This is a genomic window from Ensifer sp. (assembly GCF_035999185.1).
Taxonomy (GTDB): Bacteria; Pseudomonadota; Alphaproteobacteria; order Rhizobiales; family Rhizobiaceae; genus Ensifer.
Genome location: NZ_DASYHB010000152.1, coordinates 1 through 13,843, shown reverse-complemented (window position 1 = coordinate 13,843; position 13,843 = coordinate 1). Strand labels below are relative to the sequence as shown.

The window sequence follows — 13,843 nt, the reverse complement described above, 5'->3', positions numbered from 1 at the left end:
GCAGAGGCGATGCGGACAAGCAGAAACCTGAACATGCCGTTTCCTTCTGTCGTTGGGGTGATCGAGCGCTCCTCCGGCCTTTCAACCGGAGGAGCGGTTGCTTTAGTTGCTCAGGCCCTTCTCGCCGGGCTTGCCCGGGAGCTGCTCGGCAAAGAGCTCGAAGTCACCCTGCTTGTCTGCGGGAACGAACAGGCGCTCGCGCATGATCGTGTCCTCCGCCCAGTTGAACATGAAGATCGGTGCACCCGTCGGCACGTTGGCGAAGCGCTTGTTGATGATCAGCGCGCCCGGATATTCGGTAAGACCGATGGTATCGAGGTTGGTCGTCGCGATCTTCTGGTAGTCTTTCATCAGCGCCACGCGCTCGGCATTGTCGTTGCTGGCGATGAACTTGTTGATGGTGTCGACAAGCTGCTTCTCGAACGGCATCAGGTCGACCTCGCCGCCCTCGGGCGCGCGGTGGTGCCAGCTGGTGCGCGGCCCCGTTGCGCCGAGCTGCGGCGTGTTCTGTACGACGGAGGCGTATTCCGGTCCGTTGCGGTGAACCATCCAGTCGAAACGGCCGGCATAGTTGGCCGCATCACGCTGCTTGCCGTCGAGCGAATTGAGGACGACGCGCAGGCCGAGCTTTTCCATCTGGCCGATGATGCCTTCGGCAAGATTGCGGTCGGTCGCATAGCTGTTGTCGATCAGCAGCACGATCTCGACGTCCTTGCCGCCAGTTTTGTCGGCGGGGAAGTTGACGAAGCCGTTGCCGTCGGTGTCCTTGAGTCCAGCCTTTTCCAGCAGCGCCTTGGCGCCGTCGAGATCGAACGGATAGTAAACCGTCGACTGGCGATCGTAGAAGCTGGTGCCGGAGGAGAGACCGCCCGGATAGATCGCCGTGAACGGACCTTTCACCAGGGCTTCGCCGAGCTTCTTGCGATCGACCGCCATGGTCACGGCCTTGCGGAAGTCCTCGTTGCGGTTGAGCTCGCGCACCGCCTGCGCCCGCTCGTCCGGCTCGCCCCAGCCATTGGCCGAGAAGTTCATGTGCAGATTGTAGCCGATGAGGCGCGGGCCGAAGGCAAGGCGGGCGGGCGCCGTATCCTGCGCCGCGCGCTTCAGCGACTCGACGAAGTTTTCGGGCTGCTCAAGGTTGGAAAGATCGGCGGAGCCGGCAATCGCCTGCACGTCGCGATCGGCCCAGGTCGAGAGCTTGTAGTGCAGCTCGTTGATATAGGGCAGCTGGTTACCGGCCTCGTCGACCTTCCAGTAGTACGGGTTGCGGCGCAGAACGATGATGTCGTCGGGACGATAGGCGACCGGAACCCAGGCGCCCATGACCGGAATGTTCATGTATTCCGGCGGGAAGGCGTTCTTGTACTGGTCATAGGTGGTGCCGGCATATTTCGGATGCTTGGCTTTGAGGATATGCGACGGGCCGGGGCAGAAGGTGCCATAGGCCATGGCATAGAGATGCTGGCGCGGGAAGGCCTCCTTGAAGGTCCATTCGACCGTGTACTGGTCGATCTTCTTCAGCGTCGTGCCGACGCCGAAGGTTTCGGGCGTCGCGCCGTTGAGCGGGCTGACATTCGGGTCGAGAACGTTGTCGTCCCAGTAGAACATCACGTCATCGGCATCGAAGAGGTCGCCGTCGGACCACTTGGCGCCCTCGACCAGATGCATCGTCAGCTTGTGCCCATCAGCGGACCAGTCCCAGCTCTTGGCAAGGTTCGGCAGCGGCTCGACGTCGTTTGCTTCCACCTGGAACAGTGGCGCGGTGCGCGTCAGGCATTCGGACATGCCGATATCGATGCCGCCCCAGCCCTGACTCTGACCGGCCGAATAGTTCCAGCCTTCGGGACGGCCACCGATGACGTGGCGCAGCGTGTCGCCATAGACACCGACGCCGTCGGGCATGTTGCCGGTCTTGAAGACCATCGGCTCCTTCGGCAGACGTTCGGCGACCGGCGGCAGCTTGCCGGCCTTGACGTATTTCTCGGTGACCCAGGCCGGTTCCTTGTATTCCGGCAGCGTCTTGAATTCGGCGATAGAGTCGCGCGGCACATAGGTGATCTTGCCTTGGGCTGGGAACGGCGGCTGTTCCGGCACGACAGTCGGATCGGACGCTGCCGCCTGAAGCGCGAAGGTTGAGATGCCGACGAGCAGCAGGCTCGCCATTTTCGTCAGTCTTTGGCTGGTCATTGGCTCAAATTCTCCCTCTATTCGCCGCGCTGGAGCGTGGCCTCCTCCTTGAACGTCTGCACTTGCGGCAGTGCCTGCCCCACGTCTCCTCACGCGGGGCACGCACTGCAATCGATCAGCGAGCGGCGCGGGCCGCCTGTCGTTCGGCGCGCAGCTCGTCGAGCGAGCGCACCTTTCGGCGCGCGGCACCGGCCCAGTCGCGTGTCTTGACGGTGGCGCGGGAAAGCCGTTCCTTGGCGCCGTCGATGGCATGGGCGTATTGCGGCAGCCACTGACTTTGAGCGACCACCATCTCGTCGACCATCTGCCAGACTTCCTCCGGCGTGCAGATGGCGCCGACCAAGGGGTCGTGCAGCATCGCCAGCTTCAGAAGGTCGAGATCGCCGGTGACCGCCGCATGCACCGACATGCGCTGGACATTGATCGACGACAGGCAGGTGGCGGCGCAGGCTTCCGGAAGCGTGATACCCGAAACCATGTTGATGCCGAAGCGGTCGACGAACCCTGGCGATTCGATGATGGCGTCCGAAGGCAGGTTGGTGATGACGCCAGAATTCTTGACGTTGAAGTGGCCGCGATAGGTCCTGCCCGTCTCCAGCGCCTCGAGGATATGGCTCGCATGTTCATTAGAGCGCTTCGTCGCGTCGAGCGGCTTTCCGGCGGCTTCGAGAAACTGCGGGAACTCGGTCTCGAACCAGTTGCGGGTTTCCGTCGAGTAGCGGAGGTAGCCGCCGGTTTCGCCGTGGATCCAGTCGGACATGTCGATCCAGCGGGAAATTTCGTCCGGGCGCTTGCGGTACCAGGGCAGGTATTCGGAGAGATGGCCGTTGCTTTCGGTCGAATAGAGACCGAAGCGCTTCAACACGTCGATGCGCAGTTTCTCCTGCTGCGAGAAGACCGGATGCGCCTCGAAGGCGGCGACCAGTTCGTCCTTGCCGATCCTGCGGCCCCTGAGCCTGACATCGGTGAACCAGGTCTGGTGGTTGATGCCGGAGCAGATGTAGTCGAGCTCACCCTCGCCTGCGCCAAGGATTTCGGCGATCTGCTCAGCCCCGTGCTGGACACCATGGCAAAGCCCGACCGTGTCGACCTTACCGTATTCAATCGCCGCCCAGGTGTTCATCGCCATCGGGTTGGCATAGTTCAGGAACTTTGCGCCCGGCTCGGCGACAGCGCGGATATCCTTGCAGAAATCGAGGATAACGGGAATGTTGCGCTGGCCGTAAAGAATGCCGCCGGCGCAGATCGTGTCGCCGACGCACTGGTCGACGCCATATTTCAGGGGGATGCGGATGTCGTCGGCATAGGCTTCGAGACCACCGACACGCACGCAGCTGATGATGTAGCGCGCGCCTTCGAGCGCCTTCAGCCGGTCGGTCGTTGCCGTCACCTTGGTCGGCAAGCGATTGACCTCGACGATCCGGTCGAGGATCGCCTTGATCATCTCCAGATTGCGGGCGCTGAGGTCGGTCAGCGCCACCTCGATATCGCGCAATTCCGGCACGGCGACAATGTCGGTGAAGAGCTTCTTGGTGAAGCCGATGCTGCCGGCGCCGATGATGGCGATCTTGAATGTTGCCATGCCCTTTCACTCCTCATGAACTGCACGTGTCTCTGACAAAGGGTAAAATCAATTCACAGTTTTTCGCCGCTTAAGTGCGCAACTCCAATGCAGCCCCTCATTTCTTACGGGCAGAAAGCACTGCCTGTTGCGCTGTTGGCGGTCATTATGTGTATAATCAGCGACCCCGCCAGAGCGGTATTGTGCTTTCATGGGTAATTTTATGCTGCAAGATTTGATCGATAACGGCCCCATCATGCGCACCGTTTCGCTGCCACGGGGACGCCAGAGCCTGCACACCATGCCGACCAGCACCGGCTATGAAATCCGCTCCAATGCGACCTATGACTGGGATGGGCGAAAGCGTGGCAACACGCCTTTTACGGTGCTGCAGCACACGATCGCGGGTGCAGGAAACCTGCGCTACGAAAACCGGAACTATCGGGTGCGCGAAGGCGAGACGCTGCTGTTGCTCGTTCCGCACAATCATCGTTACTGGCTGGAAGACAGCGGGCGCTGGGAGTTTTTCTGGATCTCGATGAACGGCGACGAGGCCTTGCGCGTCCACCGCGCGATTCTCGCCGTCACCGGCCCGGTGCTGAAGCTGCAGCCGGAAACGATCGAGCATCTGGCCGATTGCAGCTTGCGCCTGATCCGCGGTGGCGAGACGCCGGGACGGGCGTCGGCGATCGCCTATGAGGCGGCGATGGCGCTTTATGACGACGTCTTCGGCTCTCATCCCGTGTTCAGCCAGGAGCACCAAACGATGCACCGCGTCGTTGACCACATCATGAACAACCTGCAAAAGCCGCTGCCGGTCGAGGAACTGGCGCGCGTCTCGGGCCTGAGCCGCGCGCATTTTTCTCGCGTCTTTGCCGCCAGCGAAGGCATGGCACCGGCCGAGTATGTCTTGCAGAAGCGCTTGAAGCGCGCCGTCAAGCTTTTGACGAAGACCGCGAGCCTGCCGGTCAAGGAAGTGGCAATCCTGTCGGGTTTCGAAGATCCCAACTATTTTGCCAAGGTGTTCCGTCGGTCCTTCGGCTTGAGCCCGACCGAATTCAGAACGACCGGCATGTATGCGAGCGTGGCGGCAGGCTCCGTGGAGCAACCGGTCGATACGCCGGAGGAAACAGGACGGACGGCATAGGTCGAGTGCAGATCGTCACCCGGCCATCTGCTGGCGAAGCGCCTGTGCTCTTGGCAAAACCATCCCAAGATCGGCGTGCATTGCCCGCGCAATCACGCGAAAATCCCGTTCGCTGATGGCGAGATAGCCGAACCGGAGTTTCTGGTCCCAGTTGCGGTTGCCTTCGGCAAACTCCAGGCTGTCGAGCCACGGACGAACAGGGGCCTCCATGCTGTCGGCCCAATCGATGTCGCCGCGATGCGGCGCAACGCCACCCATGGCAAAGAAGTAGGGCGGACGCTCCTTGACCACACCGATGGCCGCAAAACATGCGAGCGCCGCTCTGCCGTTGAACGCGGCATTGAGCGCGTAGCCGATAAACCCGTCACCGGCCTTCATCCGCGTGATTGCCTGCACGTTGCTGTAACCGTGGCCGAAACGCGAGAAGCCGTCGCCCGGACCAGGCTGAAAGTCTTCGGTCGAGACGGCCCCGATCCAGAAATTGCGCTCGCCCGACCTGCTTGCTGCACCCATCTGAAACATATCCTGCGCCGACATCGGTCATCCCTCGATCTCTGATCATGGAACCACTTTACGCGCGACCCCTGCCAGATTCTGTCAGCATTGATTCACGCCTCGTTCTCATTCGGCGCGGTCCTGCACACCCCCGATCGGGCAAGCGATCACCGCGACTTCAGCCATCCGAAGCAGGTGAAACCGGCTGCCATTCGCCAAACAGCGTCAGACCCGCCGCTTTGGCGAGTGCCGTCGATGCGGCATTGTCGAGTTGACAGCGGTACTGCGGCTCAAACCCCTGCCCGAGCGCATGACGGCTGATGGCACGAACGACGCTGCGGGCATGGCCTTTACCGCGATGCGTCGCCAAGGTCAGGATCCCCATATCGGCTATGCGGCTTTCCTCCCTCCAGGGATACATGCTCGCGGCGCAGACCAGACGGTCGCCCTCGAACGCGCCGAACACGAGCCAATGGTCGAGTTCGACATAGGCAGCATCCAGATCTTCCTCCGAAGCGGACGACTGAAATTCGGCAAAGGCCGCCGAGTCTTCGGTCGTCAGCAAACGCACCCAGCTTGCCGGCTGCTCCCGAAGCAATGCCGCTTTTTCCGCTTCGGCAAGATAGAAGATGTAATCCGCGTCGTGCAGCGTGATGCCCATTTCCTGCAGCATGTGAAGGAATACGGGCTCGCAGAGGTCGGGCCGGCCGGACACTGCCAGCTTATCCGCAAGCGCCGGCGAGACTGCGGCCATGACCTTGCGGTCGGCGGTCTTCATCATCATCGCTTCACTGTCATCGTCAAGGGCAGAGGTGAGCGCGACGGTGAACCCGCTTTCGCCTTGTACGACCGTGCCGGACGAAAATGTCGCGCGCCAGTGGTTGGTGATCTCTGTGGAAAATTGGGGCATGGCCTCCGCCTTTTAAAACAGACCGGCGAAGGCGCATGGGTCGCGCCGCGCGCCAAAAATGGATCAACTCGTCAATTCGTAAAGCAATGGCTTCGAATTGCCGAAGGACCATGGCGCAATGGTGGCGGCAAAAAGCAAAAGCGCCCGCAGGAGATGCAGGCGCTTGGCAAATTTCAGTCTATGTGGGTCGCCTTAGCGGGCGAAGGCCGTGCGTGCGACGCGGTCGATGTCGGCGCGTTCGATGCCGAGGTCACGGAGTTCCCGGTTCGACATGCGGCCCAGCTCGGTGACCGTCTGACGGTACTTGCGCCAGTTGTTGATGGAGCGTGCGATGTTCATGTGATCCCCCTTTCAATGGGCTTTCGAAGCCTGGCTGCCAGTCCTTGGCGCCTCGTTTCGCTTCGATGAACACCTTATAACTCAGGCCTTTGGTAAGTTGCAGCGCTCAAACGGCAGCGCTCCCATGTGGCAAATGCATGGGTCGATTTAACGGCGGCTTGAGGTCGCGCGTCCAGAGGCCAGGGGCAACCCTCGATCCCGTCGCCAGCAGGCGTTGCGCTCGGTCGCGACTCTCAGCAGAGTGTGGCGCAAACGACAATGCACGCATGCGGATATTCGGGCTTGCCCGGCAATCACCCCACCGAACCCTGTTGATCCTGGCGACAGAGACAAGTATTTCTTTTGTCGACAAAGGAATCCGAAATGACCGATATCGATACCGACAACAGCCCCATCCCTGAACGCAAGCGTGGCTCCGGCGTGAAAATGGTCTATGACCTCTTGCGCGACGAAATCCTCGACCTGGTGCTGCCGCCCGGCAGTCCCATCGACGAAGTACAGCTTGCCGAGCGATTGAAGATGTCACGTACGCCGATCCGCGAGGCGCTGGTCCGGCTTGCCGGCGAGGGCTTGATCGACACGCTTCCGAACCGCTCGACGATGGTCGCCAACATCGATTTCCTCAACCTCAACCCGTTCTTCGACGCGCTCGTGCTGATGTACCGCGTGACGACACGGCTTGCGGCGCAGAACCACCGGCCGGAAGACCTCGCCATTATCCGCGGCTTCCATGAGGACTATGCGGCGGCAGTAAAGTCGCGCGATGCGCTGGCGATGATCGCCACCAATGCCGCCTTCCACGCGGCGATCGCCGAGGCCGGCCGCAACCCCTATTTCACCAGCCTGTTCCGCCGGCTGCTCGACGAAGGCCGGCGGATCCTGCGGCTTTACTACCAATCCTACGAAGAGCAGTTCCCGCAGCGCTTCGTCGACGAGCACGCGGCGATCATCGCCGCGATCGCCGGGCGCGACATTGAGGCGGCAGACCGTCTCGGTAAGGCGCATGCGGAGCAGATCGTCGAGCAGGTACAGAAGCTTTTTGCCCGCAACAACAAGCTCGACATCGCCCTGTAGCGATCTTTGTATTTTTCTTGTCGACAAATAAAATACAAACGGCTATTGTCTAGATCAAAGGCAGGCAGTGGCGCGCCGCAAAGTGCGAACAGCCTGCCGAGGAACACAGCCGAGAGGAGTTTCACATGAAGGCTCAGATTTTCACTGGCGTCATCCCGGCGCTCATGACCCCCTGCAAGGAAGACCGCACCCCGGATTTCGACGCACTGGTGCGCAAGGGCAAGGAACTGATCGCGCAAGGCATGTCCGCGGTCGTCTACTGCGGCTCGATGGGTGACTGGCCGCTGCTCACCGACGCGCAGCGCATGGAAGGCGTCGAGCGCCTGGTCAAGGCCGGCATTCCTGTCATCGTCGGCACCGGCGCCGTGAACACCGCTTCGGCCGTCGCTCACGCAGCACACGCCGAGAAGGTCGGCGCCCAGGGCCTGATGGTCATCCCGCGCGTTCTGTCGCGTGGTTCGGTCGTCGCCGCCCAGAAGAACCACTTCAAGGCCATTCTTTCGGCAGCCCCGAGCCTGCCGGCAGTCATCTACAACAGCCCTTACTACGGCTTTGCCACCCGCGCCGACCTGTTCTTCGCACTGCGCACTGAGCATCCGAACCTCGTCGGCTTCAAGGAATTCGGCGGCGCTGCCGACATGCGCTATGCGGCCGAGAACATCACCAGCCGTGACGATGGCGTCTCGCTGATGATCGGCGTCGACACGGCCGTGTTCCACGGCTTCGTCAACTGCGGCGCAACCGGCGCGATCACCGGCATCGGCTGCGTTCTGCCGAAGGAAGTCATCCACATGTGCAACCTGTCGCGCGCGGCCGCCGAAGGCGACGTCGACGCCCGCCAGCGCGCACTGGAACTGGAGCAGGCACTCGCCGTTCTCTCCTCCTTCGACGAAGGCCCGGACCTCGTTCTCTACTTCAAGCACATGATGGTGCTCAAGGGCGACAAGGAATACACGCTGCACTTCAACGAGAGCGACGTGCTTTCGGACAGCCAGCGCGGCTATGTCGAAGCCCAGTTCAAGCTGTTCAACAGCTGGTACGCTGAGTGGAGCAAGCTCCCGGGCGCCGTCCAGAAGTACAAGGCCTGATCGTCGGTTGACGACACTCTGGCGAGAAACCCTCCCGGTTGAGGCTCGCCAGGTGCGGAATTTCAGGTAGCGTTCTGCCGACCCCCCTATGCCGCAAGGCCATAGGGGGTTTGTTTTTGTCGAGCGATCCGAAGGACGCGAGAGGCGGGATCTGCCTCCGCCTTAGCGTCCCTGCTGCGTCTGATTTCGGATGATTGACGTCAACTGCTCGCCACAAACCTTCAATGGAGCCACGGACTGGGTTGCTTTCGCCATCGCCATGGCACCGGAATAGGCTGCAACAACCAGGGTTGCCATAGCGTCAAAGTCGAAATCGCAAGCGCGATCCACACGCAGGTCTGCCCGCAGCTTGTCGGCGATGGCGGTCCTCCAGCGCAAGAAAATCGCCTCGATCGCGGCTTGAAAAGCCTCATCCTCGCGTGACAGTTCAAGCGCAAGGTTGTTCAACGGACAGCCCGACACAACCCCCTTCCGCTCCAGTTCGGAAATGATCGTTGTGAAAACCTCCTGGATCCCTTCAGCCGTCGTCGTCGCAGCTCTGACGGGTGTGATCCAGGTCGATTCAACGGCTTCCGCCACACGATCCTCGATGACCGCGAGGCCAAGGGCCTTCTTGGTCGGGAAGTGATGGGCAAGCGCTCCACCCGTAACGCCTGCTTCGCGCTTCAACTCATGCAGCGCGCTGGAATGATAGCCACGCGTCGTGAAGGCAGCGAAGGCCGTATCCACAAGCCGCTGCCTCAGCCCTTCGGGATCGTTCGTGCGCCGATTGGGTGATGCCGGTCGTTCCGCCATGAGTTCCTTCCGTTCTTTCCGAGTTATAGCAGATTGACAAAACAGGACAACTGTCCTGTATTTAAAAACAGGACGACCGTCCTGTTTGTGGAGGAATGCACCATGGCAGTAATCACGGAAGGCGAACCAATGACGCAGGCCGCTCCCGTTAGAACCAACGCGATCATCGAACTGCGACGGTATCGGCTTCGACCGCACGCTCGTGAAACGCTGATCGACTTGTTCGACCGCGCGTTCCTTGAAACCCAGGAGGCGGAGGGAATGTCGGTGATCGGGCAGTTCCGCGACCTTGATGATCCCGACAGCTTCGTATGGCTAAGAGGCTTCAGCGACATGCCATCTCGCGCCGCGGCGCTGAACGCGTTCTATACCGGCCCGGTATGGGCCGCGCACCGCGACCAGGCGAACGGCACGATGATCAATTCCGACAACGTTCTGCTTTTACGGCCCGCATCGCCTGATGCCAGCTTTGCGCCGTCGCACGCAAGGCGCGCCCAGCCCGGCGCGGCAGATGCACGGAGCGGCCTTGTGGTTGCGACGAGCTGTTATCTCGCACCGCGTACAGACGAGGCGTTTGCCCGGTTCTTTGAGAGCGCGGTAAAGCCACACCTGGTGCAAGCGTCGGCCACGGTGCTGGCCGCTTTGGTCACGGAGCAGAGCCCGAATACGTTTCCGAGGCTGCCTGTTCGCGAAGGGGAAACGGTCTTCGTCTGGTTCTCCGCCTTCCCCAGTCTGGCCGCGTACGAGACCCACCTTGCCGCGCTCGCGCAGTCCGGGAGCTGGACGGCGGAGGTCGTTGCGGAAATGGAGCGGAGGACGTGGCGAAAGAACGAAGTCTTGCGCCTAACACCGACGGCACGATCGCTGCTGCCGTGACGCCTGTCGCCGGAAGGAGCATCGGCGGGCCTTCCCGACCAGGTCGCAGAGGTCTCGCGGTATTGACGCCAGATGCCTTTGGCGGAATCGCAAAATGCGGAACCAGGGCAACCTGGTTCCGCATTTTGATAAGAGCCGTGACGCCGGATTGGATGTTACGCGACGGCGTCCAACCCGAGCGCGAGCAGCCGGTCGAGCTGCTCCGTCTCGGCCTGGTTGAGCACGACGCCTTCCGTTTCCGACTTGGCGCGTGCAATGAAGCGGCGCTGCGACGGCAGGCGCGCGCCCTGGCCGACGATCGCCTCGAACAGCACTTCGGCGCGGGCAAAGGGATCGCCCGGACGACCGGCTGCGAACTTCTCCGGCGAGAAGGCGACGATCAGTTCCCCATGGAAGGGCGCCAGCGTCGTGGTGCCGAGATAGTCGAGCACTTCCGGGCTTGTCAGGTCGCCGATCATGATGCCGGCGAGAAGCTCGACCATGGTGCCGATCGCAGAACCCTTGTGGCCGCCGAAGGGCAGCATGGCGCCGGCGAGCGCCGCCTCCGGATCCGTCGTCGGATTGCCCTCGGCATCGATCGCCCAGCCCTCCGGCAGCGGCTTGCCGGCGCGGCGATGCAGCTCGATCTCACCGCGGGCGGCGACAGACGTCGCGAAATCGAAGACGTAGGGCGGCTGATTCTTGCGCGGCCAGCCGAAGGCGAAGGGGTTGGTGCCGAGCAGCGGCTTGTTGCCACCGGTCGGCGCAACCGTCGCATAGCTCGGGCACATGACGAGACCGGCAAGGCCTTCGCCCGTCAGCCCTTCAACCTCGGGCCAAAGTGCCGAGAAGTGCGTGCAATCGTTGATAACGAGGGCGGCAACGCCGAGCGTGCGGGCACGATCGGCAAGCACCGGCAAACCGAGCTCGAAGGCCGGATTGGCGAAACCGCCCTTGGCGTTGACCTTGACGATGGCAGACCCTTCGCCCGCATCGAGTTCCGGCACGGCATCCGGCTTCACCTTGCCGGCCTTCACCGTACGCAGCGCACCTTCGATGCGATAGATACCGTGCGATTTGCAGGCGTCGCGCTCACCGGCAACGATGACGCGCGCAAGGGCGCCCGCCTGGACGTCGTTCAGGCCCGCCTTGCGGAAGATCGCCTCGACGCGCTCGAAAAGCGCTGCGATCGTCAGGTTGGTCTCGCTCATCTCTCTCCCTTTTCGTAGATGCACCTGGTCTGCGTGGACACTCAGGCGATTGATGTTCTGCATACATATAGTATACAAAGATCCGACAAGTGCAATTCAGCCATGATCTCCTCTGCCATAAAAGGCAATCCGGGATCGAACGAAAGGATCGCAAGATGGCCTTCACCCCCAAAGGAAAACACCTGGTTGCCGGCGAATGGCTCGACGGAGCGGGCACCTTCGCCTCCGCACCCGCCCATGGCCCGGTCCATGAGTTCGCCACCGGCACCGTCGATCTGGTCAACCGCGCTGCGGAAGCCGCCGAAGAGGCGTTCCTGAGCTACGGCTATTCAACCCGCGCTGAACGCGCCGCCTTCCTGCGGGCGATCGCCGACGAGATCGAGGCGCGTGCAGATGCCATCACCGAGATCGGCACCCAGGAAACCGGTCTGCCGGAAGCCCGCCTGCAGGGCGAACGCGGCCGCACCACCGGGCAGCTCCGTCTTTTCGCCGACCACATCGAAAAGGGCGAGCACCTCGATCGCCGCTTCGACGCGGCGCTGCCCGAGCGCCAGCCGGCGCCGCGTCCGGAGATCCGTCTGATCCAGCGGCCGATCGGCCCGGTCGCCGTTTTCGGCGCCTCCAACTTCCCGCTCGCTTTTTCGACCGCCGGCGGCGACACGGCCGCAGCGCTGGCTGCCGGTTGCCCCGTCGTGGTCAAGGGACATTCCGCCCATCCCGGCACCGGTGAAATCATCGCTCAGGCTGTCGAAGCCGCCATCCGCAAGACCGGCGTTCACCCGGGCGTGTTCTCGCTGATCCAGGGCGGCAACCGCCAGGTCGGCGAAGCGCTGGTGCAGCATCCGCTGATCAAGGCGGTCGGCTTCACCGGCTCGCTCGCCGGCGGCCGTGCGCTCTTCAACCTCTGCGCCGCACGTCCGGAGCCGATCCCGTTCTTCGGCGAGCTTGGCTCGGTCAACCCGATGTTCCTGCTGCCGGAAGCGCTGAAGGCGCGGGCAGAAGGTCTTGGCCAGGGATGGGCGGGCTCGCTCACCATGGGTGCCGGCCAGTTCTGCACCAATCCCGGCATCGCCGTGGTCGTCGAAGGCGCTGACGCCGACCGCTTTACCGCCGCCGCCGTCGAGGCGCTCGGCAAGGTCGCGCCGCAGACGATGCTGACCGACGGCATCGGCAAGGCCTATCACGACGGCAAGGCGCACTTCGAGAGCCGCAACGCCGTCAAGCCGCTGCTGACCACGGAATCGTCCGGCCGCTCGGCTTCGCCGAACCTGTTCGAGACGACCGGCGAGCAATTCCTTGCCGACCATGCGCTCGGCGAGGAGGTCTTCGGTCCGCTCGGCCTCGTGGTCCGCGTCGGCTCGACCGGCGAGATGGAACAGCTCGCCCGCGGTTTCCAGGGACAGCTGACGACGACCATTCACATGGATGATGCCGATCTCGAAACGGCCCGCCGCCTGCGTCCGATCCTCGAGCGCAAGGCCGGACGCGTGCTCGTCAACGGCTTCCCGACCGGCGTCGAAGTCGTCGACTCCATGGTCCATGGCGGTCCCTATCCGGCTTCGACCAATTTCGGCGCGACCAGCGTCGGCACCATGTCGATCCGCCGCTTCCTGCGCCCGGTCTCCTACCAGAACATGCCGGAAGCCCTGCTGCCCGAAGACTTCCAGGGCTAACGCGGGGGTTGAGGAAAAGTGCGGGCGGCCCATCGCCCGCATGCCTTTCGCCCCAAGGGGCCAAGACAGATCGCTGCGCAACGACCCCATTTGGCGAAACAAATGGGATCGTTGCGCGCGTTCTGCGTTATCATCTTATACTTTTTGTATACTAATTGTATTTTTCTATTGATTTACGCTCTCTAAACCGGAATAGTGCCTCAGCCGTCAAACGGCACACCACCTCAGGGAGAGAGATAATGAAGAATTCGGTGCTCGCGCTCGGCCTCGTTGCGGCCGCTGCTTTGACCAGCCAGGCCCATGCCGACAAGCTGGATGACGTCATCGGCTCGGGAACGCTGCGCTGCGCAGTCGTGCTCGACTTCCCGCCCATGGGTTCTCGCGACGAGAACAACAATCCGATCGGCTTTGACGTCGACTACTGCAACGACCTCGCTAAAGCGCTCGGCGTCACCGCCGAAATCGTCGAGACCCCGTTCCCGGAGCGTATCCCCGCTCTGATGTCGGG

Annotated in this window: 13 protein-coding genes; 6 read left to right on the top strand and 7 right to left on the bottom strand. The window is 62.3% G+C overall.

Going from position 1 to position 13,843, the window contains the following annotated elements; translation table 11 throughout:
* Window positions 1-102: 102 nt before the first annotated feature.
* Entirely contained in the window at window positions 103-2,187 is a 2,085-nt protein-coding gene (locus VGO04_RS19845) for an ABC transporter substrate-binding protein (RefSeq protein WP_327497683.1), read from the bottom strand.
* Between the two features lie 115 nt (window positions 2,188-2,302).
* Entirely contained in the window at window positions 2,303-3,769 is a 1,467-nt protein-coding gene (locus VGO04_RS19840; RefSeq protein WP_327497682.1) for an alpha-glucosidase/alpha-galactosidase, read from the bottom strand.
* Between the two features lie 190 nt (window positions 3,770-3,959).
* On the opposite strand from VGO04_RS19840, the gene VGO04_RS19835 reads away from it, so the two are divergent.
* Window positions 3,960-4,895, top strand: coding sequence for an AraC family transcriptional regulator (locus tag VGO04_RS19835; RefSeq protein ID WP_327497681.1), 936 nt, complete (start codon window positions 3,960-3,962; stop codon window positions 4,893-4,895).
* 15 nt (window positions 4,896-4,910) lie between these two features.
* On the opposite strand, the gene VGO04_RS19830 is transcribed toward VGO04_RS19835, so the two are convergent.
* The 3 genes from VGO04_RS19830 to VGO04_RS19820 all read right to left on the bottom strand — a co-directional run bounded on the left by VGO04_RS19830 (window position 4,911) and on the right by VGO04_RS19820 (window position 6,639).
* Complete coding sequence (locus tag VGO04_RS19830; protein ID WP_327497680.1) at window positions 4,911-5,408, bottom strand: EVE domain-containing protein; 498 nt, start codon at window positions 5,406-5,408, stop codon at window positions 4,911-4,913.
* A 160-nt stretch (window positions 5,409-5,568) separates the two neighbouring features.
* Window positions 5,569-6,300: a GNAT family N-acetyltransferase gene (locus VGO04_RS19825; RefSeq protein WP_327497679.1), complete on the bottom strand. Its 732-nt coding sequence runs from the start codon at window positions 6,298-6,300 to the stop codon at window positions 5,569-5,571.
* A gap of 192 nt (window positions 6,301-6,492) precedes the next feature.
* On the bottom strand, window positions 6,493-6,639 hold the full coding sequence (locus VGO04_RS19820) for a DUF1127 domain-containing protein (protein WP_064817045.1): 147 nt from the start codon (window positions 6,637-6,639) through the stop codon (window positions 6,493-6,495).
* A gap of 363 nt (window positions 6,640-7,002) precedes the next feature.
* Here VGO04_RS19820 and VGO04_RS19815 point away from each other — a divergent pair, with 363 nt between their 5' ends.
* Window positions 7,003-7,713: a GntR family transcriptional regulator gene (locus tag VGO04_RS19815; protein WP_327497678.1), complete on the top strand. Its 711-nt coding sequence runs from the start codon at window positions 7,003-7,005 to the stop codon at window positions 7,711-7,713.
* A gap of 125 nt (window positions 7,714-7,838) precedes the next feature.
* Window positions 7,839-8,801 carry a dihydrodipicolinate synthase family protein gene (locus tag VGO04_RS19810; protein ID WP_327497677.1) on the top strand — a complete coding sequence of 321 codons (963 nt, stop codon included), beginning with the start codon at window positions 7,839-7,841 and terminating at the stop codon, window positions 8,799-8,801.
* A 162-nt stretch (window positions 8,802-8,963) separates the two neighbouring features.
* On the opposite strand, the gene VGO04_RS19805 is transcribed toward VGO04_RS19810, so the two are convergent.
* A complete protein-coding gene (locus VGO04_RS19805; protein WP_327497676.1) occupies window positions 8,964-9,596 on the bottom strand; it encodes a TetR/AcrR family transcriptional regulator in 633 nt (210 codons plus the stop codon).
* 102 nt (window positions 9,597-9,698) lie between these two features.
* On the opposite strand from VGO04_RS19805, the gene VGO04_RS19800 reads away from it, so the two are divergent.
* Complete coding sequence (locus tag VGO04_RS19800) at window positions 9,699-10,472, top strand: NIPSNAP family protein (RefSeq protein WP_327497675.1); 774 nt, start codon at window positions 9,699-9,701, stop codon at window positions 10,470-10,472.
* Between the two features lie 155 nt (window positions 10,473-10,627).
* Here the strand turns inward: VGO04_RS19800 and VGO04_RS19795 are convergent, their stop codons facing one another.
* Window positions 10,628-11,662, bottom strand: coding sequence for an Ldh family oxidoreductase (locus VGO04_RS19795; RefSeq protein ID WP_327497674.1), 1,035 nt, complete (start codon window positions 11,660-11,662; stop codon window positions 10,628-10,630).
* A gap of 155 nt (window positions 11,663-11,817) precedes the next feature.
* On the opposite strand from VGO04_RS19795, the gene VGO04_RS19790 reads away from it, so the two are divergent.
* Window positions 11,818-13,335, top strand: a complete 1,518-nt coding sequence (locus VGO04_RS19790) for an aldehyde dehydrogenase (NADP(+)) (protein WP_327497673.1) — start codon at window positions 11,818-11,820, stop codon at window positions 13,333-13,335.
* A gap of 239 nt (window positions 13,336-13,574) precedes the next feature.
* Window positions 13,575-13,843 (top strand): transporter substrate-binding domain-containing protein (locus VGO04_RS19785; protein WP_327497672.1); only part of this gene is annotated, 269 nt, incomplete at its 3' end.